At 58.3% G+C, this 25624-nt stretch carries 24 protein-coding genes; 13 read left to right on the top strand and 11 right to left on the bottom strand.

All coding sequences use genetic code 11. The features are described 5' to 3' along the window. Positions 1-196 precede the first annotated feature (196 nt). A complete protein-coding gene (locus NX84_RS07495; RefSeq protein ID WP_111689417.1) occupies positions 197-751 on the top strand; it encodes a MerR family transcriptional regulator in 555 nt (184 codons plus the stop codon). A 160-nt stretch (positions 752-911) separates the two neighbouring features. On the opposite strand, the gene NX84_RS07490 is transcribed toward NX84_RS07495, so the two are convergent. From NX84_RS07490 to NX84_RS07480, 3 genes are all read right to left on the bottom strand, one after another. Then, positions 912-1790, bottom strand: coding sequence for a VWA domain-containing protein (locus NX84_RS07490; RefSeq protein WP_039675431.1), 879 nt, complete (start codon positions 1788-1790; stop codon positions 912-914). Positions 1791-1858: 68 nt separating this feature from the next. Next, complete coding sequence (locus NX84_RS07485; protein ID WP_039675429.1) at positions 1859-2716, bottom strand: hypothetical protein; 858 nt, start codon at positions 2714-2716, stop codon at positions 1859-1861. Further along, positions 2713-4047 (bottom strand): DEAD/DEAH box helicase, encoded by a 1335-nt coding sequence (locus NX84_RS07480; protein WP_039675427.1) that lies wholly within the window; start codon positions 4045-4047, stop codon positions 2713-2715. Before NX84_RS07480 ends, NX84_RS07485 begins: the two co-directional genes overlap by 4 nt. 235 nt (positions 4048-4282) lie before the next feature. Here NX84_RS07480 and NX84_RS07475 point away from each other — a divergent pair, with 235 nt between their 5' ends. Both NX84_RS07475 and NX84_RS07470 read left to right on the top strand, forming a co-directional pair. Next, positions 4283-4885, top strand: a complete 603-nt coding sequence (locus NX84_RS07475; protein WP_052319705.1) for a hypothetical protein — start codon at positions 4283-4285, stop codon at positions 4883-4885. A 97-nt stretch (positions 4886-4982) separates the two neighbouring features. Beyond that, on the top strand, positions 4983-5978 hold the full coding sequence (locus NX84_RS07470) for a hypothetical protein (protein WP_126297609.1): 996 nt from the start codon (positions 4983-4985) through the stop codon (positions 5976-5978). 110 nt (positions 5979-6088) lie between these two features. On the opposite strand, the gene gndA is transcribed toward NX84_RS07470, so the two are convergent. Further along, positions 6089-7546 carry an NADP-dependent phosphogluconate dehydrogenase gene (gene gndA, locus NX84_RS07465; RefSeq protein WP_039675534.1) on the bottom strand — a complete coding sequence of 486 codons (1458 nt, stop codon included), beginning with the start codon at positions 7544-7546 and terminating at the stop codon, positions 6089-6091. 43 nt (positions 7547-7589) lie between these two features. Between gndA and NX84_RS07460 the strand changes: the two genes are divergently transcribed. After that, positions 7590-8036, top strand: coding sequence for a PaaI family thioesterase (locus tag NX84_RS07460; RefSeq protein ID WP_039675423.1), 447 nt, complete (start codon positions 7590-7592; stop codon positions 8034-8036). Positions 8037-8046: 10 nt separating this feature from the next. Here the strand turns inward: NX84_RS07460 and corA are convergent, their stop codons facing one another. Next, a complete protein-coding gene (corA, locus tag NX84_RS07455) occupies positions 8047-9120 on the bottom strand; it encodes a magnesium/cobalt transporter CorA (protein ID WP_039675421.1) in 1074 nt (357 codons plus the stop codon). Between the two features lie 107 nt (positions 9121-9227). Between corA and NX84_RS07450 the strand changes: the two genes are divergently transcribed. Beyond that, a complete protein-coding gene (locus tag NX84_RS07450; RefSeq protein WP_039675419.1) occupies positions 9228-9830 on the top strand; it encodes a class I SAM-dependent methyltransferase in 603 nt (200 codons plus the stop codon). Here NX84_RS07450 and thiD read toward each other — a convergent pair. Both thiD and NX84_RS07440 read right to left on the bottom strand, forming a co-directional pair. Continuing rightward, complete coding sequence (thiD, locus tag NX84_RS07445; RefSeq protein WP_039675417.1) at positions 9819-10640, bottom strand: bifunctional hydroxymethylpyrimidine kinase/phosphomethylpyrimidine kinase; 822 nt, start codon at positions 10638-10640, stop codon at positions 9819-9821. The two genes, NX84_RS07450 and thiD, sit on opposite strands and share 12 nt — an antisense overlap. Positions 10641-10744: 104 nt before the next feature. Next, positions 10745-12088, bottom strand: a complete 1344-nt coding sequence (locus tag NX84_RS07440) for an NAD(P)/FAD-dependent oxidoreductase (protein WP_039675415.1) — start codon at positions 12086-12088, stop codon at positions 10745-10747. 184 nt (positions 12089-12272) lie between these two features. On the opposite strand from NX84_RS07440, the gene NX84_RS07435 reads away from it, so the two are divergent. The 6 genes from NX84_RS07435 to NX84_RS07410 all read left to right on the top strand — a co-directional run bounded on the left by NX84_RS07435 (position 12273) and on the right by NX84_RS07410 (position 19074). Next, entirely contained in the window at positions 12273-13565 is a 1293-nt protein-coding gene (locus NX84_RS07435) for a class I SAM-dependent methyltransferase (RefSeq protein ID WP_039675413.1), read from the top strand. Positions 13566-13621: 56 nt separating this feature from the next. Continuing rightward, the gene (locus NX84_RS07430; protein ID WP_039675411.1) at positions 13622-14341 is read left to right on the top strand and encodes a glycerophosphodiester phosphodiesterase; all 720 of its coding nucleotides are present in this window, start codon (positions 13622-13624) and stop codon (positions 14339-14341) included. Positions 14342-14580: 239 nt separating this feature from the next. Then, positions 14581-15555: a carbohydrate ABC transporter permease gene (locus NX84_RS07425; RefSeq protein ID WP_231913846.1), complete on the top strand. Its 975-nt coding sequence runs from the start codon at positions 14581-14583 to the stop codon at positions 15553-15555. Next, on the top strand, positions 15556-16527 hold the full coding sequence (locus NX84_RS07420) for a carbohydrate ABC transporter permease (protein WP_052319704.1): 972 nt from the start codon (positions 15556-15558) through the stop codon (positions 16525-16527). 79 nt (positions 16528-16606) lie between these two features. Continuing rightward, positions 16607-17917 (top strand): ABC transporter substrate-binding protein, encoded by a 1311-nt coding sequence (locus NX84_RS07415; RefSeq protein ID WP_039675407.1) that lies wholly within the window; start codon positions 16607-16609, stop codon positions 17915-17917. 26 nt (positions 17918-17943) lie between these two features. Next, a complete protein-coding gene (locus tag NX84_RS07410; protein ID WP_039675405.1) occupies positions 17944-19074 on the top strand; it encodes an ABC transporter ATP-binding protein in 1131 nt (376 codons plus the stop codon). 68 nt (positions 19075-19142) lie between these two features. Here the strand turns inward: NX84_RS07410 and NX84_RS07405 are convergent, their stop codons facing one another. After that, complete coding sequence (locus tag NX84_RS07405; protein WP_039675403.1) at positions 19143-22064, bottom strand: FAD-binding and (Fe-S)-binding domain-containing protein; 2922 nt, start codon at positions 22062-22064, stop codon at positions 19143-19145. A 109-nt stretch (positions 22065-22173) separates the two neighbouring features. Here NX84_RS07405 and NX84_RS07400 point away from each other — a divergent pair, with 109 nt between their 5' ends. After that, entirely contained in the window at positions 22174-23157 is a 984-nt protein-coding gene (locus NX84_RS07400) for a bile acid:sodium symporter family protein (protein ID WP_039675401.1), read from the top strand. Positions 23158-23841: 684 nt separating this feature from the next. On the opposite strand, the gene NX84_RS12990 is transcribed toward NX84_RS07400, so the two are convergent. Genes NX84_RS12990 through NX84_RS07385 form a run of 3 tightly spaced genes read right to left on the bottom strand, consistent with a single transcriptional unit; the run spans position 23842 to position 25090 of the window. Next, a complete protein-coding gene (locus tag NX84_RS12990; RefSeq protein WP_039675399.1) occupies positions 23842-24006 on the bottom strand; it encodes a hypothetical protein in 165 nt (54 codons plus the stop codon). Between the two features lie 22 nt (positions 24007-24028). Further along, a complete protein-coding gene (locus tag NX84_RS07390; RefSeq protein WP_039675396.1) occupies positions 24029-24727 on the bottom strand; it encodes a YceI family protein in 699 nt (232 codons plus the stop codon). A 3-nt stretch (positions 24728-24730) separates the two neighbouring features. After that, positions 24731-25090, bottom strand: coding sequence for a hypothetical protein (locus NX84_RS07385; protein ID WP_052319703.1), 360 nt, complete (start codon positions 25088-25090; stop codon positions 24731-24733). Between the two features lie 129 nt (positions 25091-25219). On the opposite strand from NX84_RS07385, the gene NX84_RS07380 reads away from it, so the two are divergent. Beyond that, a complete protein-coding gene (locus NX84_RS07380) occupies positions 25220-25603 on the top strand; it encodes an RNA polymerase-binding protein RbpA (protein ID WP_039675391.1) in 384 nt (127 codons plus the stop codon). The last annotated feature ends 21 nt before the right edge of the window (positions 25604-25624 follow it).

Below are 25624 nucleotides of genomic sequence, written 5' to 3'. Positions count from 1 at the left end.
CGCGTGTGACTTATGATGACAATGAGGTAGAAAAAGTCTAAAGTTCTACTAGAGGTTCACGCCGATGTACCCTTGACGTGGTTGACGGCGTGCCCTTTAATAGACAACTAGAACTCCCTTCAAACATCACTGGAGTAATTACGTGAGCAGTAAAGACCTTCACACTGAAACCCTGGACCTTGAGACCGGCGCTGCGCTGGACTACGACGACTGTGGCAGCTACGTCCAAGAGTCCCTGTTCGATATTGGCCCGGATGAGGAGCTGGGCTACCGCGTGCCCATCGCGTGCCAGGTGGCCGGCATTACCTACCGCCAGCTGGACTACTGGGCGCGAACCGATCTGGTGAAGCCTTCTATCCGAACTGCCCGTGGCTCCGGCTCCCAGCGTCTGTACTCCTTCAAGGACGTCCTCGTCCTCAAGATTGTCAAGCGCCTGCTGGATACGGGTATCTCCTTGCAGAATATCCGCCTCGCCGTGGAGTCTTTGCGTGACCGCGGCGTGAATGACCTAGCTGAGCTCACCCTAGTGTCTGATGGCACCACGGTGTATGAGTGCCGCTCCAACGACGAAGTCATTGACCTCCTCGCCGGTGGCCAGGGTGTCTTTGGCATTGCAGTGCCGGGCATCCTCAAGGAGCTGTCCGGAACCATTACGTCTTTCCCGGCTGAGCGCATCGTTGAGGAAGACGAGACCGACGTGGTCGTGGGCCTCGACGAGCTTGCTGCTCGCCGCAAGCGCAAGTCCTCCTAAGGCTTACTGTTCTCTTAAAATAACGCCGCCGCACCTTCTCAGCACTGCTGCTCACGTCAGTGCCTTGGGAAGGTTCGGCGGCTTCATACTTGCTGTAAGGGAAAGTTGGTCAGCGCGAATTCACGCGCGTTAGCTTCTGACTGCCCACGTCCCTGACTGACTACTGTGCGCCAGCCGCGGCCGTGATGCTCTTCTTGTTCGCAATAGCATCTGAAGGATCTGAGACAGTGCTGTAGGAATCAGCAAGTTTTTCTAGCTCAGCATCCTTCTCACCGTTGCCGACGTGGACCACGCTCAAGCTCACGCCCTCGGCACGCGCGTTCTTGACGGCCTCTGCAAATGCGGCGTCATCCATGTCCTGTTGGGTTCCTGTAGTGACCAGGACAACGCGGGTATCCTTGCCGCTTTCGGTAGCTTGGTCAGAAGCGTTTCCCAGCGCGGCAACGACTGCGCTGCGCGTTTGTGGCACGCCACCGGTGCCGAACAACCCCACTGCCTGCGCGACGTTCTCAGCGGGTCCGTAGGCCACGTTCGGACGGTAACCCACGGTTGCCGTAGCAGAAATGGGGGAGGAATAGTTCCACAGGCCCACCTGGCTGCCCTCATCACTGGCAGCCGTCGCGGCATCGGCGACACCCTGGCTTACCGCCTCGAAATAAGGCGCAAGGTTTTCAGAGGTATCAAGAAGGAACAGCGTATTCGGGGCAACCTCAGCAACTGCATCTGCAGGTTTGTCTTCGGAGCTGGGAGTGGCTGACGAGGACTCGGCCTCAGACTCTCCTGCCTTTGTGGACGAGGTGGCTTCTGTGGACGTCTCCGACGCGGACGCCGTTGCTTGAGCGGGGGATTCGCTCTCGGAGTCTGCCGCAGCCGTGGATTCTGCGGGTGTTTCCGCAGCCACGTTCTCGGTGGGATCCGAATTGCCACCGCGGAAAAGGAAGAAGCCACCAATAATCAGCGCCAGCACTGCAAGGATGGCCACAATGATGACCCACGGTGCAAATGAGTAGTTGTTCTTTCCATCCGAGTGTCGGGCCATCTTCTTCCTTCCGCGCTGGGGCCGTGGTGGGAACCTCGGGACATTTAAGTGTGCCCCGACTGGTCACATCAATGGTTCTTCATTGTAGCGGGCATCACGGCACGAATTTGGGAGACAAGCCGTGCGCGGAGGGGCGCGGCGGCGTCGGACAGCGCACGCTGTCGGCGCACATATTCGGACTTACCCTCGGGAGTTTCAATTGGCACAACGCCAAAGCCCCACTCACGGCAGTCATAGGGCGATGCTTCCATATCTAGTGTCCGAGCAGCGACGGCCAGGCGGAAGGTATCAAGGAAAAGTTCACCGGGTATCAACGGCCCCAATTTCCATGCCCATTTGTACAAATCCATCGTTGCGTGGACGCAACCGGCTTGGTCATGATCCGGCTGGTCATCACGTGAAAGGACTGTGAGGTTGAGAGGGCGGGCAGGAGCGGTGAAGAAGCGGAAGGCGTCGTAGTGCGTGCATTTGATGCGGTGTTTGTCGACGACCTCATTCGTTCCTTCCGCACCCAGTCTCAGTGGCAAGTCATGACGCGGAGTATCCGTGTGATAGACCATCGCCCACTCGTGGAGGCCGAAGCAATCGAATTGTATGGGGTTACGGGCAGTCTTCTCTAGCAGCTCGAGGACGTAGCGCACCGTACCGCCGCGACTTTCGAGGAAAGCCTCGGTATCAAGCGCGATTCCCTCAGCAGTGCGGTGATAGAACCGCCACTCGGCGTGGGGAACCTCCTCACCTGCCAGTGCGACACCAATGCCTGGGTGCCAGCGCCGCAAATGCGAGGGGCGCACAGGGTAGTACTCGAAGAGAAAATCGTAGACAGGGTGGTACGAGCCAGGATGGCGGTAGCGCGAGAGGTACTCGTCAGCCGCCTCCTCATGGGCGCGCATTTGCGCCTGCCAGTCTGCGGGTTGAAGTATCATCGCTGACCTGCATTGCCGCGCCGCCGGCGTTGGTTTCGGCCGCGACTGCGGTGGCCCTGGCTACCCGAACGCTGACGCGAAGACTGCTTGTGGGCCTCGCTCTTCGGCTTGTTCTTCGGCTGCTGTTGGTGTGGCGGTCCAAGCGGCTCACCGGTGGGCTTGCGCGCTCCTGTCATCTGAGCGAGTTCGGGGCTGCTGGCGGGGTTGGCGCGGTCACTAATATCGAGGTCCGTGTGGTTAACACCAGCCTTCTGGATGAGCTTGGCTACCTCATCGCGTTGCTCATCGGTCACTAGGGTGACGACGGTGCCAGAATCACCGCCACGTGCCGTGCGTCCGGAGCGGTGTAGGTAGGCCTTGTGCTCCGCAGGCGGGTCGACGTGGACGACGAGCGACACATCCGCGATGTCGATGCCGCGCGCGGCGATATCCGTGGCAACGAGGACGGGGACGCTGCCGTCAGCGAAGCCTTCGATTGCTGCGGTGCGGGAGCCTTGGCCCTTATCGCCATGCAGCGGTAGGGCATTGATGCCGACGCGGCGCAGCTTCTTGGCTTGCCGGTCTACTCCATGCTTGGTGCGCATAAACATGATGGTCTTGCCTTTACGTGCGCCTAGGCGCAGGACCACGTCATTACGGGCTTCACGAGTGCCAATAAAGATGAGGTGGTGTTCCATGGTGTCCACGGCGGCCTCAACTGGTGCGGTGGAGTGGGTAACCGGATCGTGCAAGAACTGATTGACGAGCTTGTTGACTTCACCGTCGAGAGTCGCCGAAAAGAGTAAACGCTGCCCATCTGCGGGCGTGAGCTTAAGAAGTTTTCGCACCTGGGGGAGGAAGCCCATATCGGCCATCTGATCGGCTTCATCGAGTGCGGTGATGGCGACGTGGTCGAAGAAAAGCTTGCCTTGGTCGATGAGGTCTTGAGCGCGGCCTGGTGTAGCGACGAGCAGGTCTACCGGACGCGCGAGCGAGCGAATGTGGTTGTTGATATTGACGCCACCAACGACAGCTAGAACACGCAGCCCCAAAGCAGCGGCGGGTTCTTCTAATCGCTGCTGAATTTGGATAGCTAGCTCACGCGTAGGCGCGAGCACCAGACCACGCGGATGGGCGGGACGGGAGACACCGGACTCCGCCAAGCGGGTGAGCATAGGAAGCCCAAAGGTAAACGTTTTTCCCGAGCCCGTCGGGCCACGGCCAAGCACGTCTTTTCCTGCAAGAGCGTCAGGAATCGCAGCGGCTTGGATGGGGAAGGGGGTCGTGATGCCCTGTTTATCAAGGACACGGACGACGTCGCGGGGAAGGCCGAGATCGGCAAAAGTAGTCATCGCTTCCACAGTTTAACGCCCAGCTTAGGGATTCAGAAACTATGGTGAATCCCTCTTTCGCTAGTAGGGGAAAGATCCCCGTGGCCTGCAACTATGTCAAAATTGCGGCCTAGTTCTCTGTTACTCTTGGCCCATGACAAGCCCTTACGGAAGCTACGATCGCTTTCAACAGTCGCAGCAGGGTAGCAGCGGCTCAAAGCAGGCGCTTTGGACCACTCTCGGAGTGATTTTAGCTGTGGTGCTCATACTCGGATTGTCTCTCTTTGTCGCCCTCCAGGCCCTAAAAGATGCCACCGGTGGCGTCAGTGGGAACCACAATGGGGCGGAGTCGTTAACGCCAGCTGATGACGGCTATTGGGACCGGACCATTGATGTGGATGACATCAATACCCTCCGCGATTCTGCGGGAGATGCACCGGTACCTTCCGTACTCTCAGACCTTACGTCTGACTGCTATGAAGGCACATCCTACTTTGGTCAATCTGACGACGATGGCCGCGATGCACACTGGGTGCCGACCGTGGAGTGCATGTTTGGTGATGATAACGAATTCACCGCGCAATACACCGAGAACAAGGAAGCCATTGCTGCTGCGGAGAGCATGGGGCTGCAGGAATCGATAGTGGACTTTTCTACTGCGCGCGGCTCTATCATTGCTGGCTATATACAGGACTCTGATCTGGTGATTGTTGAGGTTCTGGCTAATGGAGAAGCCGTGATTGAGTACCTCATGCTGCTCACTGAAGATATAACAGGCTTTGACTACGACTGTATGCAGAGGCTCGTCGATGCCGGAATTCTCGACAGAACTCCGGTCCCACCCTTCATCGACGCCTAGCAGTCTCAGTGTGAATGACTGATGACAGGTGGGGATTAGCACCCATGGCCTGTCATTTTCCCGGGAGCACTCGGCGATACTTTGCTAATTTGCAACCATGACGCAACCCCACAATGGCTCGCACTTCCAGCAGGGACCACAGAATCCACAACAACCCACACAGCAGTTCAATCACTCCGGACCGAATGGGGCTCAACAATATGGGATGCAGCAGGGCGCCCCATATGGAAACCATCAGGCAGGGCCGTATGGCGCCGGCGCCCAGGCAAACCCCGCCTTTGCTGAGCCGCAGAAGAAGTCCTCATCGGCAGCGATATGGATTCTTCTTGCCGTCATTATCGCGATGCTCCTTCTTCTTGGCGTTGGGTTTTTCCTAGTTCGGGAGCTTGTCAACAACGATGATGATGGCAGATCCGCTCGCACACCGGAGTCAGCAACTGAAGCGAAGGCGACTGCGCAATCAACAGTGCCGACCTCGGATGACGGTGCAGATACAACTGAAAAAGACTCCGCTGATGATGAGAAACCCACGCAGGTAGAAGCCGCACCGCTTGCACCGCTTGAAGGCTTGCCGGACGACTACTTCGACCACTCACTATCCATTGAGGAAGCCGAGAAGATCCGCGAGGGAGACCTGAAGGAGGCACCTGTTCCGGAAGAACTGGCGGGGTTGAGCGACACATGTGTGCAGGGAGCATCGTTCTTCGGTAAACCCGATGACCAAGGATTCTTCTCTAGTGGCATGGTGCCTACTATCACCTGCTTCTTCGGCGAAGAGGGGGAACTCATGGCTAACTACACCAGAAACACGGATGCGATTGCTGCCGCAGCCAAACCAGGCAGGGAACACAAGGAAAAGTTCGAGTCGCTGGCCGATACGGTCGATATCGTCGGTACAGCCAACGAAGTGAAAACAACTCGTGGGTCGATGCTCTTTATGATTTACAACTCGTATGAGGGCGAGAAAGAGTACGTCATGTCTGAAGTTCTTGCCGGGGAGACGGCCGCCATCGAATACATCTCGACTACAAGCGAAGTTCTTCTGCGCCAACCGCTCATCGACGCAGGAATCGTAGAGCGTGATCGAAAGTAGCATCGGCCGCTAGCGGCTGCGCAGTACGCAGTACATAGTAATGGGCAAAGGCCTCTCACAATGACGGCGAGAGGCCTTCACCCACAGTGTTTGAGCTTGGTACTCGGCAATTAGTACTCGGTGAGGGAGCGATCCCGCGACCACTCAATGTGGAAAGTGCCTTCGCGGTCAACGCGCTTGAAGGTGTGGGCGCCGAAGAAGTCACGCTGGCCCTGGATTAGAGCAGCAGGCAGGCGCTCAGCGCGGAGGCTGTCGTAGTAGGACAGGGAAGACGCAAAGACCGGTGCTGGAAGGCCAAGCTGAGTGGCGGCGACCACGACGCGGCGCCACGGATCGATGAGGCCCTCGAGCTCACCCTTGAAGTATGGGTCCAGGATGAGGGCCGGGAGGTCCGAGTTATTGTCGTAGGCCTCGCGGATGCGGTCGAGGAACTTGGCGCGAATGATGCAGCCACCGCGCCAAATGGTGGCCAGATCACGCGGATCGACGTTCCAACCAAACTCTTCAGAGCCAGCCTTGATTTCATCAAAGCCCTGAGAGTAAGCGATGAGCTTGGCAGCATACAGGGCGCGGCGCACATCCTCGATGAATCCAGCCTTATCAACGTCGAGTTCCTTGATAGTGCCGGATGGCAGCTGGCCCTCTTGTGCAGCCGCACGCTGCGCAGTGGAGGAGGACAAGGCGCGGGCAAAGACAGACTCCGCAATGCCGGTAATGGGCACACCTAGCTCCAGGCCATTAATGGCTGTCCAGCGGCCGGTGCCCTTTTGGCCGGCGGCATCTACGATGACGTCGACAAGCGGGGCACCCGTCTCCGGGTCCTTCTGTGCCAAGACCTCGGCGGTGATCTCAATGAGGTAGGAGTCCAAATCACCGGAGTTCCATTCCTTGAAGGTCTCCGCGATCTCCGCCGGCTCCATACCTGCGCCGTAACGCAACAGCTGGTAGGCCTCACCAATGACCTGCATATCAGCGTACTCAATACCGTTGTGGACCATCTTGACAAAATGGCCAGCACCATCGGGGCCGATGTGAGTCACGCACGGCGTGCCATCGACGTTAGCTGCGATGGATTCGAGAATGGGGCCGAGCGTCTCCCAAGACTCGGCCGGGCCACCCGGCATAATCGACGGACCGTTGAGGGCGCCCTCTTCACCGCCAGAGATACCGGCGCCCACAAAGTGACGACCCTTCTCAGCGACTTCCTTCTCGCGACGAATCGTGTCAGTAAACAGCGCATTTCCGCCGTCGATGATGATGTCGCCTTCATCCATAGCCTCAGCCAGCTGGTTGATGACGGCGTCAGTTGCCTTACCTGCTTGCACCATGATGATGGCCTTGCGCGGACGCTCCAGGGATGCCACGAAATCCTCAACAGTTTCGGATGGGACGAAGTGTCCCTCATCGCCATGGTTCTCGATGAGCGCTCGGGTCTTCTCCGGACTGCGGTTGTACACCGCTACGGTGTTACCATTGCGGGCAAAATTGCGTGCCAGGTTGGAGCCCATAACGGCCAAGCCCACGACACCAATCTGAGCGAGATCTGTCTTTTCAGCAGTTTGAGTCATGTTCACCATCTTACGTCACCAAAATCGACTACTCTGGTGTGGCATGGAACACGCTGAAATCTTTGTAAAGCTTCTCGGCGCGGCGCAAAAACGCCCGCTCAACGAGGAAGAACTCGACCTCATTAACTCCAACCCGCAGGGCCTAGCAGGTCTAATCGGTCTGCGTTATACACACATTTCCGGCGATGAAATCCGCTCTGAGGTTGAAGTTGTTCCGGACCACCACCAGCCGTGGGGTGTGGCTAATGGCGGTCTCTACTGCACGATTACGGAGTCCACCGCGTCCGTCGGCAGCCTCATCGTGGCAGGCAAGCCGGTCGTTGGTGTGAACAATAACACCGATTTCCTCAAACCCGTGGCTGAAGGCATCGTTTCGGCTGTGGCCACGCCGCTCTACAAGGGGCGCCGCACGCAGCTGTGGGAGGTCAAGATTAGCCAGGGCGACGTGCTGCTGGCTGCCTCCACGCTGCGAACGATGGTCGTGCAATAAGCGGCAATCGCTACAGCCAGTGGTTGCGGCGGAACCACCACCACATGGCCGCGACCACTAACACCATGAGCCCAAGTGCGCCGAAGTAGCCCCACGCGAAATGGAGCTCAGGCATGACATCGAAGTTCATGCCATAGATACCAGCGACGAGCGTGGGAGCTGCCCACATGCCGACCACCGCGGAGATAGTGCGCATGTCAGAGTTCTGCTGCATGGTGACTTTGGCCACGGAGGCGTCGATTAGCGAGGTCAAGCGCTCATCAAAGCCCGCTACCTGGTCTTTGACTACCAGCTCGTGATCGTTAACGTCACGGAGGTAGGAACGGATCGTCTTGGAAATGAGATCCTTGTGGTCGGAATTCATCGCGCGCAGTGCCGGCGAGAGTGGGTCGATGGCGTGCTTCATCTCGAGAATCTCGCGCTTAAACATGTAGATGCGGTCAATGTTGGGCAACGAGTTGGGCGTAAAGACTTCCTCCTCGAGCTCATCGACCTCAATGGCGATGAGACGGCAAATTTCGGAGTAGCGGTCCACCATCATGTCCAGAATCTTCCAGGCCATGGCCACCGGCCCTTGTTCCACGAGGTCTTGTTCGTCCTGCACCACGTAGGCCAAGTTGGGCAGTTTGGCGGAGTGGCGCACGGTGATGATGAACGTATCGCCAATAATCATCTGCACCTCACCGGTGGAAATGATTTGGCGCTTATCAGTCACCTCGTCGTGGTCACGGTAGTTCACGGAACGCGCAACAACGAAGAGCTGGTCGTCATAGCGCTCTAGCTTCGGGCGCTGGTGAGCTTGGACGACGTCTTCCACGATGAGCTCGTGAATGCGAAACTCGGAGGCCACCTTGGTCATTTGGGACTCCAGCGGCTCGTGCAGGCCGACCCACACGAAGCCACGTCCGTATTCTTCGATGGTTTGCAGGGCGCTGTGCGGGGTGTACTCACCGGGCAGGGCCTCACCGTCGACGAAAACGCGGCAATGCTCGATGGCGCGCTCGGCTGGCACGGAGAAGGAAGCGGAGGAACTGGGAGGAGCACTCTTTTTACGTGGCCTAAATGGCGACGGTACGTTCGGCATCGGTGACAGCCTCCTTCGCGTGATGTGAGCCCGGGAGGCAAGCTTCCCTGGCGAGTTTTATCTGAGCGGCTAAAGCTTACACCGTGAAAGGGCATATAATTGCTTTTATGCCTACCTGGAAAGAAGTTACCGCAGCTAATCCGGCCCATTCGCACAACTTTGCGCGGAAATGGAAGACGCTTCGAGCCCAGGGTAAGGATATCGACGGCGAAGCCCGGCTAATCGATGCCATGGTGGAACGAAACTCCCGCGTCTTTGATGCGGGCTGTGGCTCTGGGCGCCTCGGCGGTGAGCTGGCTAAACGTGGACACACTGTCGTGGGCGTGGACGTCGATCCAATTCTTATCGAGCATGCCGAACACGACTATCCGGAGGCACGCTGGGAGGTGGGGGATCTTTCCGAAGATGACATCCCGGAGGATAATTTCGACATCGCCGTGGCAGCGGGCAATGTCATGACGTTCATTGACCCTGAAGGTAGGGACGCTGCCCTGCGCAACGTCTTCGACGCTCTTCGCCCAGGCGGGCGTTTCGTCGTCGGCTTTGGTGAAGGCCGCGGCTGGGGCTTTGAGGAGTTTCTCGCCCTGGCCGGAGCGGTTGGTTACCGCGTGGATTTCACCTTCTCCTCATGGGACATGAAGGTGTTCAAGGACAACTCGACGTTTCTCGTCGCGGTACTGACTCGCCCCGGCGCGGACTTACTCGGATAAAGCGAGGCGGCGCATGCGGTGTCCATGGTCGATAGGGCCGTGGCCCTTGCCAACGTGAAGCTCGTCTGCATGCGCGATAGCCTCGTGAATCCACTCAGTGGCCCACTGAAGGGCGGCGTCAAGCGTATCGCCGGCAGCTAAGCGCGCGGCGAGTGCTGAAGAAAGGGAGCAGCCGGTGCCGTGCGTATTCTTCGTCTCCACGCGGGGGCAGGGCACGCGGGTGACGTGGCCATCGGGGCTTACCGTGGCGTTATCGGCGTGCTTGCCGTTGAGGTGACCTCCTTTGACCACGACCCACGTGCCATTGGTGGCCGCCCACTCGCTCGCCACCGCAATCGCCTCTTCCAGTGTGCGCGGTTCCTCCACGTCTGCAAGCACTGCAAGTTCTGGCAGGTTCGGTGTGACGACGGTGGCTCGACGCGCGAGCTCTTGTACCGCGCGTTCTGCCGCTGGCTCCAAGAGGCGGTCCCCGCTGGAGGCAATCATGACTGGGTCGCACACGACCGGAACCCCATCCGGCAATGAGGACACGAACTCGCTGACCGTTTCGGTGATGGCGACGGAGCCGAGCATGCCGATCTTGATGGCGTCGATAAGCACATCGTCCTTCACACAGTCCAGTTGTTCTTGAAGGAAACTGACCGGGGGAGTATGAATACTCCGCACGCCCTGCGTGTTTTGTGCAACCAACGCGGTCACCACGGCCATTCCGTACGCCCCGGCAGCCGCGAAGGATTTTAGATCCGCATGAATGCCAGCGCCGCCTGTGGGATCAGTACCGGCGATGCTAAGAACTCGGGGCAGGGTCATGGTGGCTCTCCTTCAGGCTGGGAACTGGGTGCACCCTCCACCGTAACCGGGAATGAAAAAAGGGGAGAGGATTATCTCCTCTCCCCACGGTGACGCGACGTTCTTTAGTGAAGGTCGCGGTCAATCACATTGCGGGCAACGCGCTGCTGCTGGGTAATCTCCAGGTTGCCGCGGTCACGCGATACAGCGTTGAGCAGCCAGTGCAGGGCCACGAGCACACGGCTGCGGAAGCCCACGATGTAGGAGATGTGCAGGCCCAGCCACGACAGCCACGCCGGGAAACCAGTGAACTCGGTCTTGCCCAGCTTGACCACAGCGTTGAAGCGGGAAATAACTGCCATGGAGCCCTTGTCGAAGTAGTCGAAAGCCTCAGACTCGTTCGCGGTGGATTCCTCATCAATCTTGGCCTCGATGAGCTTGCCCACGTGGTTGCCGCCCTGGATTGCTACCTGTGCCACGCCCGGCAGGCGGTTGAGGGAAATCATGTCACCAACGATGTAGACGTTCTTGTACTCGCCCACGGTGAGGTCCTCGTTAACAGCAACGCGGCCAGCACGGTCAGCCTCAACACCGGCCTGGTCTGCGATGAGCTTGCCCAGCGGGGAAGCAGCCACACCGGCGGACCAAATCTTGGTGGCAGCCTCGATGGTGACCTCTTCCTCGGTCTTCATGTTCTTGTAGGTCACGGCATCCTCGGTCACGTCGGTGACCATGGCGTTGAGGCGGACGTCGACGCCCAGCTTCTCCAGGACGCGCTGTGCCTTGCGGCCGAGGCGCTTGCCAAACGGAGGCAGAACCTGCGGGGCACCATCGAGCAGGTAAATCTTGGCGGAGGTGGAACCGAAGTTGGAGTAAGCGCCGGCGAAGGTACGCTGTGCCAACTCAGCAATCTGGCCGGTGAGCTCCACACCGGTCGGGCCGGCACCGACGATGACGAAGGTGAGCAGCTTTTCACGCTTGGCAGGATCTTCTTCCAGCTCAGCCTTCTCGAAGGCGGAAATGATGCGGGAGCGAATTTCGAGGGCATCATCCAGCGTCTTCATGCCCGGGGCGTACTGGGCAAAGTGGTCGTTTCCGAAGTAGGACTGTCCAGCACCGGCAGCGACGATGAGGGAATCGTACTCGTAGGTGCAGGTTGCCCCGTCGAGCTCAGCAGTAACGGTCTGGTCCTTGAGGTTGATGTCAGTGACCTCACCGTTGATGAAGTGAGCATTGTCCTGGTTGCGCAGAATCTGGCGCGTGGACGGAGCGATCTCACCGGCGGAGATAACACCGGTTGCTACTTGGTAGAGCATCGGCTGGAAGAGGTGGTGGTTCTTCTTGTCGATGAGGGTGATCTCAACGTCTGCGTCCTTGAGCTTCTTGACGGCATTGATGCCGCCGAAGCCTGCACCGATAACAACGACGTGGTGACGGCCGTTAGCTGGACGGTGGGGAGTGTGCGCCATAGCGATTGTGTACCTTCCTGAAGAAAGCTAGAAAATTTTACGCGAGTTAGTCTAAACCCTTCTAGCCGTACATGCATACTATTTGGGGGATTAACTGGCTTTTTGGGCCGCGCCTCCACCCCTTGTGGGCGGGGGCGCTTTATTCTTATCGGGACATGTGTGCGATGAGGAGGCGGGCTTAAGCGTGTATTCCCACTTGGCTTCGATTGATGCTGAGGCGTGGCCGGGCGTGGCCTCGGTACCGTCCTCGCGTCTGCTGCGTTTTACTGCTGGGCGTGCGGAAGCGGAGTTTGCGCAGGCCTGTGCCAAGGCAGGGGTGGACTTAGAAGGAAACGACCCCGATATTGCAGTGCTTCACGACGCCCTCTTCTCCCGCATCGCCGATTCCGGCTGGCTCGGCCTCGCAGAGTCCTATATGGCGGGTGAGTGGACCACCCCTGATTCTGATCGCTTGGTCAAGGTGCTGCTGCGCCTGCTGGGAGTGGGCTACCGCCCGAAGGCGAAGGATGTGGCGGTGGAAGAGTCCACGCCGGGGGAGTTGCCGCTGGATGTGGTGAAGCTTTATGCCGGGGATTCTTTGAGCCACTCGGGAGGCATTTTTGCTAGCGGTGTGCCAACGACAGTGCGCGAAGCGGTGCGTAGCTATAGCGCTCATGCAGGCCGCAAGGAGCCTAAGGAGCATTTTGTCGATGTGACGACGGTGAGCGAACCTACTTCAACCGACCGTGAGGATCTGGGAGATGCGCAGCGCCGGGCTGCGCAATGGCTCCTTGACGCTACCCATACGGGTGCCGGTACCCACCTGCTGGTTTATCCTGCTACGGGTTTGCAGGTGGCGGTGCAGGCAGTGGCTCGCCGTGCGACGGTAGATGTTCTTACGGGAGATGAGGATCAGCGTGCGCTTTTCGACGAACAGCTTCTCCTCGAAGGCGCTGCCGATTCGGTGCATGTGCAAGCAATCGATACCGCGCTGCCGGATCCGAAACAGTGGCGTGGTAGGTATGACGCCATCGTGAGCGTGGAGAAATTGGAGACCCTCTCTCCGCGGGAACGCCGCCGCTTTGTGCAAGTGCTTGACCGCTCCCTCATCAATGGCGGCCGCGTGGGCCTATCCTCCTTGTTCGCGACCTCCAAGATGACTCCGTCTGCGCGTTCAGCAGTGCAGGTCATGCGCGCCTATATCTGGCCAGGCTTGGATTATCCGACGCTAGAGGAAACCTACCAACTTTTTGATAAGCGCTCTAACCTGCGCATCGTTGCGCAAACGCATGTGGGTACGCATTATTTGGAAACCGTGCGCTATCAGCGCAGTTTCTTCGATGGCCGCCTACGTGAGGCAGCGGCCGCTGGCTTTGACCACGTGTTCCGCCGTCTGTGGACCTTCCAGTTTTCCCTGCGTGAGGCGTTGCTTACCTTAGGCATGTTGGACGCGGTCCACGTTGTGGCAACACATCGCCACCGCGGCGGGCGCCGTTAGCGCGGTCTACACTGGGCGGCGCCATCACAACCCACCTCGCGGCTCGGAGGAAAATCATGTCAGACCGCACAGGAATTATCGCACACCGAGGCTATAACGGCTGGTACCCGGAGAATACCCACCGTTCCTTCGACGAAGCCCTCAAACTTGACGTGGCTGGAGTGGAGTGCGACGTCAACCTGACCAAGGATGGGGAAGTCGTGGTCATCCACGATCAGACGGTGGACAGGACATCAGACGGCAGCGGTGCAGTAGGTGATATGACGCTGAAAGAGCTGCGCGCACTTAATGTGGGCACCACTGAGGATCCGCAACGAATCATGCTTCTCGACGAATTGCTTGACCTCGTCGAGTCCTATCCCGGCAAGCAGCTACTCATTGAGACTAAACACCCGTCCCCATTTGGCGCGCGGCTTGAGGAATCGGTAGCGGAGGTCTTGCGTAACCGACAGCTCGATGCCGACCCACGGTTTAGCCTGATTTCCTTTAATCCCGAAGCAATTACTCGGTTCCGGAACCTGCTGCCGTCCCTGCAATCCTTTTTGCTCCTAGAGCCGGAAGAGGGGCTTCCGCAGTCCCGTGAGGGCGCGACGGGTTTCGGGCCTTCCATTCGCCAGGCGCGGAGTGAAGCCGACTTCTTTGGTGGGGTTGAATGCCCGACCTACGTGTGGACGGTGAACTTGTCCAAGGACATGGCGTGGTGCCGCGATAACGGGGTAGAGCTCATGGCAACCGACCTGCCGGAGCTGGCTCTAGAAGTGCTTTCGCGCAGCTAATTAGCGTTAAACCAGGTCTGCATTGGTTTCGCTCATGAGTCTAAAAGGTCTAGCTATAAAAGTGGTGGCGTCACTATTTTAGCGACGTGTGACCGGACGTTTATAGCCGTCGCATTTGTGGCGTGCGACACGCGTATAAGGGGCTTTTGCGGGCTTCACCCCTGAAATTTGTCGGTTGTTTGTCCGGCCAAAACTTTTCGTCAACTTTCTGTTAACCGTCTTGGTCTACCTTTCTCTGCATGGCAATATCCAACCCGGCAAACGGGCACATGACTGCGATCCCCGCAGTCACCGAGAAGCCGGTCGTCTCCGAGGAGTACGCGCGTCACCCACGCAAGCAAAAGCTCGACTGGAGGCAGATCGGCCTCGCGGCATTGCTCATTGGCCCGAACCTTCTCCTTCTCATTCTTTTCACGTATCGACCACTAGTCGATAACATCCGCATCTCTTTCTTCAACTGGAATATTTCTTCGCCGACGATGACCTTCGTCGGCCTGCAGAACTACATCGACTGGTTCCAGGCACCGGATACTGGGCGCGTCGTGTTCAACACTGTCGTGTTCACCTTCTTCGCGGTGGCCGGTTCGATGGTTCTGGGGCTAGCGCTGGCATTGTTGCTGGACCAAAAGCTGTTTGGTCGCGCGGCGGTGCGCTCGATGGTCTTTGCTCCCTACGTCATCGCTGGCGCGGCAATCGGTGTGGCCTTCCAGTTCGTTTTCGATCCTAACTACGGCCTCATTCAGTACTTCTTGGGCCTTATCGGGGTCGATGTGCCGAACTTCTACCAGCAGCAGAACTGGGCACTGTTCATGATTACGGTGACCTACGTGTGGAAGAACGTCGGCTACGTCTTCGTCATCTATCTCGCAGCTTTGCAGGGCCGCCGCCGAGACCTTGATGAGGCCTCGGAGATCGACGGCACCCCAGCCGCACGGCACTTCTTTCGCGTGGTCCTGCCGCAGCTTCGCGGCACCACCTTCTTCCTGCTGATTACTGTGCTGCTTAATTCCTTCCAGGTCTTCGACATCATCAATGCGATGACCGGTGGTGGACCGTTTGGCTACGGTACCTCCACGATGGTCTTCCAGGTGTACCAGGAGACTTTCATCAACAATCGCGCTGGCTATGGCGCTGCTGTGGCCACCATCATGTTCCTTGTCGTGCTTGTCATTACGGTGCTGCAGATCAAGTTGCAGGAAAGGATGGATAAGTAAATGTCTGACCGTCGCGCAATTCCGGCTTCCGTACGCGTAGGCCTGCCACAAGCTCAAGGCGAACTGCCGCCGGTTCCTGGATCCCAGTCCCTCGCAGCGCCCGTCATTACCGAGGCCCAGCGCAAGCGCAAAGGCGAGCCCATCGATCACAGCCACCCAGCAACGAAGGTCGTCGGCTACATCGCCCTCGTTCTTACGGTTCTGATGATTTTGGTGCCGCTGTACTTCATCTTTATCACCAGCTTCAAGTCTTTCCAGGATGTGTACTCGGATCCGATTTCCTTCTGGCCCAATCCTTTCAAGGCGGAAAACTATTCCTACGTCTGGCAGACCTCTGGATTTTCGAGCTACCTTAAAAACTCCGTCATCATCACTCTGATCCTGACGGTGGTGGAAGTAGTCCTTGGCGTTCTGACCGCCTATGCCTTCGCATTCATTCGCTTCCCCGGCCGAAATCTGCTGTTCCTGCTCATCATCGCCTCGCTGATGGTGCCCAACCAGATCACCATTATTTCGAACTACTCGCTGGTTGCGTCGTGGGGTTGGAGAGACACCTACGCCGGCGTCATCATCCCGCTGGCGGGCGTGGCGTTTGGTGCCTTCCTCATGCGCAATCACTTCCAGTCATTGCCCCCGGAAATTCTCGAGGCCGCTCGCATGGACGGGGCAGGATTCTTCACCACCTTGTTCCGCGTGGTCCTGCCGATGTCGTGGCCAACGCTGTCTGCGTTCGTCCTCATCACCGTGGTCAATGAGTGGAACCAATACCTGTGGCCCTTCCTCATTACGGATACACCGGCCGCAGCCACCCTTCCAGTGGGCCTGACCCGCTTGCAGGACGCGGAAGGCGTGACCAACTGGGCGCCGGTGATGGCCGGCACCGTGCTGACAACCCTGCCCATGATCATTATCTTCCTCATACTTCAGAAGCCGATGATCAAGGGTCTGACTGCGGGCGCAGTCAAGGGTTAGTCTGCCCCCAGCCTGCTGTCTCAACGCCCAACTCAATCAAACCCCTCATACTCTTCACTTTTCAAGGAGAACTCCCACCATGTCTCGTAAGACTTCTACTCGCATCGTTGCCGTCTGCGCGGCACTGCTGACCACCGTGTCCCTGACCGCCTGCGCAGGTGGCTCCACCACTGCCGGAAGCGGTTCCAAGGACGGCGGCGACGCCAACACCATCACCTTCTGGTCCAACCACCCGGGTTCCTCCCGCGACCTGGAGCAGGAGCTCATCGATGAGTTTGAGAAAGAAAACCCCGATCTGAAGGTTGAACTGGTCACCGCCGGTTCCAACTATGAGGAAGTTGCACAGCGATTCAACGCTGCCCTTGCAGGTGGCGACCTGCCTGACGTCCTCGTTGCGTCCGACGTCACCTGGTTCAACTTCGCACTGAATGAGGCCACCACGCCGCTCGATGAGCTGTGGGAGATGAACGACATTGACTCTGAGAGCTACGTCGATACCCTGCGTGAGGACTACAAGTACAAGGACAAGCACTACGGCGTACCGTACTCGCGCTCCACGAACCTGATGTACTGGAACACCGATGACCTTAAGGCAGCAGGTCTTCCGACCGATCGCGGCCCGAAGGACTGGGAAGAGTTCGATGAGTGGGCCACCAAGATCAAGGACAAACTCGACAAGCCTGCCGTAACCGTTCCGGATGGCTCCAACTACCTCGACTGGTACTTCCAGGGCATGATTTGGGCCTTCGGTGGTTCTTACTCTGATGAGTGGGAACCGAACTTTACCTCGAAGGAGTCCATCGAGGCAGGTAAGTTCCTGCAGGACCAGGTCAAGGAAGGCCACATCGAAATCTCCACCGACCCGACCGTTGCATTCGGCTCTGGCAAGGCTTCCGGTCTGCTGGAGTCCACCGGTTCCCTGGGTGGTCTGAAGGAGACGGCGACGATTCCGTTCATCACCACCTACCTGCCCGGTCCTGGTCCTTCGGCAGCAACCGGTGGTGCTGGTTTGGCCGTGCCGGCTGGGATTTCTGACGAGCGTAAAGCCAACGCGGTTAAGTTCATTGACTTCCTGACCAACACCGAGAACACCATCAAGTTCTCTCAGAAGACGGGCTACATGCCAGTGCGCAAGGACGCCCTGGATGATCCGGAAGAGAAGAAGTTCTTGAAGGAGAACCCGAACGCCCAGACCGCTATCGAGCAGCTCAACGAGAACACCAAGCCGCAGGACTACGCTCGCGTCTTCGTGCCGGGCGGCGGACAGCGCATCGGTGGCGTTCTGGACCGCATCACTGTGGGCAATGAGGACGTGGAGTCCGCATTCGGTGACCTGCAGAAGGAGACCCAGAGCGTCATCGACCGCGACATCACCCCGAAGCTCAAGTAACACTTCGGATCGTTTGAAAGGACATCATGGCTACTGTTGAATTCCGCCAAGCTTCCAGGATCTACGATCCGAAGAAGCCCCCGGCGGTCAGCCGCATAAACCTCGACATCAAGGACGGCGAGTTCCTGGTACTCGTCGGACCTTCAGGCTGCGGCAAGTCGACGACATTGCGTATGCTCGCTGGGCTTGAGCCGATCGACGAAGGTCAAATCTTCATCGATGGGGCTGACGTTACTGAGACCCGTTCGCGGGACCGCGATGTAGCCATGGTGTTCCAGTCTTACGCGCTGTACCCCAACATGACAGCGCGCCAGAACATGGCGTTTGCATTGCAAAACGCCAAAGTGGATAAGGCAACCATCGAAGAACGCGTGAACTTTGCCGCGAAGATGCTCGAACTGGAAGACCTTATTGATCGCAAACCTTCCGCGATGTCGGGTGGCCAGCGTCAGCGTGTGGCCATGGGGCGTGCTATCGTGCGCCAGCCCAAAGTCTTCCTTATGGATGAGCCGCTATCCAACTTGGATGCAAAGCTGCGTGTTTCCACACGTGCGCAAATCCTGCAGCTGCAGCGCGAGCTCAACACCACCACGGTCTACGTCACCCACGACCAGACTGAGGCAATGACCATGGGGGATCGCGTCTGCGTCCTCAAAAACGGCATCATCCAACAGGTCGATGCGCCAAACACCTTGTATGAGAACCCCGGCAACTCCTTTGTGGCGACGTTCATTGGTTCGCCGGCGATGACGCTCATTGAGAACGTTCCGTTCGTTGACGGACGCGTCGTTGGCGGCAAGGACCATGCTCTGGACTATTACATGCCGCAGGAGCAAGCCGCGAAGGTGTCATCGAACCGCGTCATCGTTGGTGTGCGCCCAGAGAACTGGGAGATTGTCGGCGTAAACCAGCCCGGCGAGCAGTATGGGCTACCGATACGGGTCGATATCGTCGAGCACCTAGGCTCCGAACTGTACGTCTACGGTAGCCGCGAGGAATCGGCCGACGACGTCATCGCGGTCCGTGGTGACCGGATCACGGTGAAGGTGCCGCGCGGTGTTGACGTGCACCAGGGCGACACTATCTACCTGCGCCCGATGAAAGGCGGCTGCGTGTTCTTCGCCCCTGACACCGAAATCAACTACGACTACCTCTAAACCGGGTCGACCACATTTAGCGCGCCGGTGGCGGGGCTCCCACAGTGGGTACCGCCACCGGCGCGTTGCTATGGGGTCACGACCGGACGAGATGCGCGTTCGAGCAGGACAGCGATAGAGTCGTAGGTCTTACCCGCGATCATCTCTAGCCCCATCTCGCAGGTGCGGTTATCGGAGACGTACGCATCGAAATGCTCAGCGTCGAGCGAGGCACGTTCCTCGCGGGTGGCGGACTCGACGAGCTCCGGGTGAAGCATGACGCGGTCACCAGCGGAGCCGCAGCACATCGCACCTTCGGGAACCTTGGCGTCACCGCAGAGGTTGGCCAAGTCGACAAGGTCTTGGCTGATGCCCATGTGATCCGTTGAGCACGTGGGGTGAACGGCAATGCTTCCCATGTTCTTGACAATCGGCAGGTGCGGTGCAATCTCATCGCGCAGCCACTCCACGAGGTCAAGGATGCGCAGGTCCTCCCAGAGTTCGCGGTCAGCCGCGGACAACGCGTCCGGTACCGAATCCAGCAGGCCGTGGGTACAGCTGGCGGCATCGACCACGATGGGCAAGCGGCCATGCTCAGACCAGTGCCACAGGTCACGCACAATCTTTTGCGCTTGGTATTCAAAACCTTCTTGGTAGCCCTTAGAGGACCAAGGCGTACCGCAGCAATCGCCGGCTACATCGTCCGGAATCCATACTGGTTGGCCGGCACGACGGCCGAGCTCGACGACTGCGCGTGGCAGCTCGACCGAGTCCTGCGCGGCTCCTGCCGGGCGGCCGAAGATGCGGTTAATGCAGGCAGGGAAGTAGAGCGCCTGAGCGCCCTCACGTGGGGTCTCTGGAAGTCGGGAGGCACCTTTCGGCAACGGGCCTGGAACAGTCGGCAGAAGGTCAGGCGCCACGACGGTACGGGCCATGTTCGCGCCCAGCTCCAGTGGCTCGTGTGGAATCTTGTTGGCGGAAATAATGCCGGCGCGGGCAAGCTTTTCCACCACATCCCAGCGCTGCGCTGTGGTCAGCGCGACCTTCTCACGGGCTGGGGTAGCTTGCTGGTTACGCAGCTTCTTCATCACGGCACCGGTATCAATGCTGATGGGGCAGGGGATGGAGCACGTTCCGTCGGCAGCACACATATCCACCGCGTCGTACTGATATTCCTTCTGCAGCTGGGCAAGAACCTCCGAGCCTTCCTCTTGTCGGGCCATTTCGCGGCGCAGCACAATGCGCTGTCGCGGGGTAACCGTTGCGTGACGCGACGGGCAGACTGGCTCGCAGAAACCGCATTCCACGCACGGGTTAATCTCCTCTTCCACCTTGGGGAAGGACTTGAAGTTGCGTAGGTGAATGGTCTCATCGCGGGTAAGTTTCACATCAGGAGCAAGGATGCCTTTCGGGTCAATCATGTTCTTGACCTCCCAGAAAAGCTCAAAGGCCTCCGTGCCCCATTCGTGCTCGAGGAAGGGCGCCATATTCACACCGGTGCCGTGCTCTGCCTTCATTGAGCCCTGATACTTATCGATGACCAGCTCCGCCAACTCGTCGAGGAAGTTGGCATAGGATTCACGTTCTTCCTCGCGGTCGAAGCGCGGGGTAAAGAAGAAGTGCAAGTTGCCGAAGGCTGCATGTCCCATGACGGACTCCGGGTAACCATACTTGGCCTGCAGATCCATCAGATCAGCTGCGGCTTCGCCTACCTGTGCCGGTGGGAAGCAAACATCCTCGGTGATGTAGGCCGTGCCGTTGGGGCGGTCAGCGCCGAGCAGACCATACAGGCCATTGCGCAGCTCCCAGGCCCCGCGCATGCCCTCTGGGGTGGTGAGGAATTCGAGGGGGCGGAGCAGTGGGGCGTCGGCAAGCACAGCGCGCAGTCGCTCCATGGCCTGGTTCAGCTCTTCCTCGTCTCCACCGCCGACTTCTACGAGGAGGGCCGCTGCGTCATCGTCGAGGGTTCGCCACGACTCCGGCGCGTGGGAATAGTGCTCAGCCGAGCGGCGCATAACGGGGGCAACGAGCAACTCGCAGGCCTCAGCACCGGTTTCCATAATGGGGTGCACGAAGTTGGCGGCATCACGCAAGTTGGGCAGCTCGACCCAGGTGGTGGCCTTGACGCGAGGTAGCTTCACCGTGCGCATAACGGACTCGGTAATGGCACCGAAGATACCTTCGGAACCAATGAGGAGGCGCTTGAGGATGTGTACCGGCTCGTCCTCATCGAGGAAGGCATCGATGCGCAAGCCGTTGGTGTTGCGGATGGAGAACTTGGTGCGCAGGAACACCACCATCTCGGTATTGGCGCGCAACTTATCGCGGAAGGCGAGCAAGTCTGCATGGAGCTTCGGCTCCTGCTTTCGGAAGGCCTCATCACCGCGAGCGGTGTCAACGATGGTGCCCGACGGGAGAACGAAGACGAGTTCTTCGATGCTGTGGTAGCTATCGCGCTCTAGTGAACAGCGCATTCCTCCGGAGTTATCGGCCAACACACCACCGATGGTGCATACGGAGGTGGACCCCGGGTCCGGGCCCAGCATGAAGCCATGGCGGGAGAGCACCGCTTGGGCATCGCCCAAAATGACGCCGGGACGTGACCATAGTTTGGTGCCTCCTTCGCGCACCTCCATGCCGGAGAAGTGCGTCTTGACGTCGACCAAGATGTCATCGCTCATTGCCTGCCCATTGAGGGACGTGCCGGCGGCACGAAATGTCATATGGCGGTTATTCGCGTCGCAGTAAGTCATGAGCGCCGAAAGGTCAGCGGCGTTGCGCGGGGAGACCACGATGTTGGGGATAGAACGGTAGGGACCGGCATCCGAGGAGAAACGCACGAGGTCGCTTAAGCGGCCGTGTACGTTTTCTTTACCGACGATGGCTTCCATGTCCGCGACGAGCTCGGCAGGGGAGCCGTGGCTGTAGCGGGCAGGGACGGCGTCAGCTTGGCTGGTAGTTCCCTCAGGACGTGAGAGGCGAGAGGTATCGGGGCTGAAGAGCTTTGACATACCTCTAATCTATCGGTTGACAGTAAATATGAGCCAAATGGGGTACGTGTCGTCTGTGATATGAGATACTTAGTCCACTGAATGAGATTCTTGATGGAAAGGACGCGCTATGACCAGCCCACGTACGGAAGGGGAGCGCGGCGAGAAGATCGCCGTCTATGCCTTCCCCCTCGTCATCATTGCCTGCGCTGCCGTGGCATTTGTGAGCCCCAGTACTTTTGAGCCGGTTGGCCAGTACACCAAGCAACTGCTCATGGTCATTATGTTCTCCATGGGCTTGACGCTGACCATCCCGGACTTAGCGCTGGTGGCGAAACGTCCCATGCCTATCTTTTTGGGTGTGCTCTGTCAGTTCGCCATCATGCCCACGAGCGCGCTGCTGGTGGCACAGGTGCTGGGGCTTTCCGACGCCGCCACCGTCGGCCTCATCCTCCTGGGCTCCGTCCCCGGTGGCACAGCTTCCAATGTCATGGCCTTCTTAGCCAAAGGCGATGTGGCGTTGTCCGTGGCTATGACCTCGGTGTCCACGTTGGTCTCACCAATCATGACGCCGCTGCTCATGTTGTGGTTGGCGGGCCAGACCGCGGATGTGGATGGCAAGGGCATGATGTGGTCGCTCGTGCAGACCGTCCTTATTCCGGTGGGCTTGGGTTTGCTCCTGCGCGTGTTGGCTAGCAAGGCTGTGGACAAGGTTCTCCCTTTACTGCCGTGGGTGGCGATTGCCGGCATTGGCGCTGTGGTGATGGCCGTGGTGTCGAAGTCGCAGGAGAAACTGGTAACAGTAGGCCTTGTCGTCTTTGTGGGCGTAGCGATTCAGAACCTCATCGGATTCGTCTTCGGCTACTACTTGGCCAAGCTTGCCCGCGAGCGCGAGTCCGCAGCGCGCACAACTGCTATTGAAGTCGCCACGCAGAACTCTGGCTTGGCCTCAGCACTAGCGTTGCAGTTCTTTACTCCGGAGGCAGCACTTCCTGGAGTGGTGGCTGCCGTGTGGGCCAATGTCACCGGCGCAATCTTTGCGGCCATCGTGAGGCGCAAACCCCTCGACGAAGAACCTGCGGCCGAAGCACGTGCTGCACAGGCAGTGAGCTAGTTAAGAGAAGGCAAGAGCCTCCTTAACTCGCGAAAGTCTTACTTCAGAAGCAATTCTGAGCCGGACTTTGTAGAGTTAGGGAGGCCTTAATACTGTGGTTGGTGCTGGACAAGATCTGGGCGCTTATCGGCGCCACGCGAATCACTTCGCCCTAGGCCAACGTTGGCAAAGCCCCAGACCTGAAACCCGCAACACGCTGGTCGCCAAAAGGGGGATCAAGTAGTCGCGGGATAGGCGAGCATGGAGTTTCGGGATCGAGGTCTGGGGGTATGGAGAACCTTGCGGGAGCTCACTATGGCAGGGGCGTGGGCCATCCTTATAATCTGACATAATGTACATTATCGGACAACGGGATTAAAGGCTCTGCTGGTGGCTTTAAGTATTGCCGGCGTTCTGCTGACATCCTTCGCGCTTGGATTTGGAGTGATGCCCATTCATCCCCACACGGATATGGACGTTTCGAAACTGTGCCGATGAGCGGCTAGCGCGTTGCAGGGTGAAAATGAACCTTAGGGGCTGAGGGTTATGATGATCGTCCCTTCATTCCCTTGGTTGGGTCTGCTGGTGTGTGAACACTCACTCCAGGCTTGAACCTCCCTCGTGTTGTCTCCGGCCAAGACATTTCATAATAACGTCAAGTGACTTTAAGTGGGGTATGTGGATGTAAGGAGAAAACTCGCGGTTTTAACGCTGGCGGTAAGCAATGACGAGTTGAACGGCCGTCAAAGCCACCAAAAGCGCCGAGATTGCCACCATCAACTTGGTTCCGGTGAACCAGATAAAGATTCCGAAACCCGTGAGTACCGCGAGGCGAATCCACAACACAGTGATGAGATACTGAGACTTCATAATTGATATGCCCTAAAGCAGGTTATTTCTGAAGAGTCACGCGGACGTTGACGTCGCCCACCTCAGAGATTTTGGCGGCGATCATCTCAGGGGTCTCAATGCCGAAGTCCAAGCGGTTTATCGGGATATCGCCGCCGAGGATGATGGTGTCACCATCGCGCACGACCTGGAAATCTGCCGTGACCTTCTGGGTTTCGCCATGGATGGTGAGATCACCGGTGAGCGGAATGGTGGCTGGTGAGGCATCATCAGGAACGCTGGATAGATCGGCCGGTTCGGTCAGCGTAAACGTTGACTCTGGGAACCTTGTGACCTCAAAGAGTTTGGTCTTCATGTTCTGATCGCGCACCTTCTTATCGGTGGTAAGCGAGGTCATATCTACGGTGATGGTGGCTTCCTCTACAACCGAGCCTGAAATGGTGGCCTGACCAGTAACTTCTTTGGTTGAGCCAGAGGTAGTGCGCTTGTCTGCAGGAAGGATTTCGTCGATAGTAAAGCCCGCTGATGTGAAGTTATATGGTGAGCCTTTGACCACGTGCCATTCGCCGTCAAGCTCAGTCGACGCTGCCTTAATTCGGTCTAGATTGATCGGCTCAGTCTTGACACCGCGGCCCATAACCAGGGAGAACACGAGCGGTCCGAGAGCTAATGCGGTCGAGGCGAGAATCAGAATCACGAAGATGCTGATGACCAGCTTGCGGTTACCAAATACAGATTTCATGTTCTATCTCAATTCCTCCAGCTTGCGTGCTAACGTGACCAGCTCCGTACACAGCTCCTCCATCTCTTCGGCGCTGGCGCTTTCTGACGCCGCCGTTGCCACATCCTCTGCGCAGCAACGCAACTCAAAGAGGCTATCTCGAAGCTGATCTGCCTTTTCTGGGGTGAGGATAACGGCATTGGCAGGGATGGTAGTTCCCGCTACGTTCTGGCGCTGCTCATATGCACGCTGCTTACATGAGGCAGAGCAGAACTTGCGTGGTCGACCGCGCCCGCCCTGCGGGATGTCTTTGCCGCACCATTGGCAGGTGGTGGCGCCTTTTCGACGTGGCGAGCCTGGCTGCCGATCCTGTGTACCAATCACTCCACACACCTTAGCCCATAAAGCTGAGGGTGGGAACAAAGGCTTGGGGCCGTTCGTTATACTAGAGGAACTTTAGGTGATAAAGGTCGATCCTTACCCTCCCTCACTACTTGAAAAGGATGATGTTGCATGGCAGATCGCGTGCTCCGTGGCAGCCGCATGGGCGCAGTGAGCTACGAAACCGACCGTGACCACGATTTGGCACCCCGCCAAATGGTGAAATACCGCACCGAGGACGGCGAGATTTACGAGGTGCCATTCGCGGACGATGCGGAAATTCCTGAGGAGTGGATGTGCAAGAATGGCAAGCTTGGCACCCTCGTGGAGGGCGAAGGCGTGGAATCCAAGCCAATCAAGCCGCCGCGTACCCACTGGGACATGCTGCGTGAGCGTCGCTCTATCGAGGAACTTGATGAATTGTTGACGGAGCGCATCGACAACCTCCGTTCCCGCCGTCGCGCAGCTGCTCGCTTGCTTAAGGAGCAGAAGGAACAGGAAGAAAATGAGTCCTAACACCACACCGAGCTTCGTGTG

Origin of the sequence: Corynebacterium minutissimum, from assembly GCF_000805675.1 — a bacterium.
Lineage (GTDB): Bacteria > Actinomycetota > Actinomycetes > Mycobacteriales > Mycobacteriaceae > Corynebacterium > Corynebacterium minutissimum.
This window is presented reverse-complemented; position numbering and strand designations above follow the sequence as displayed.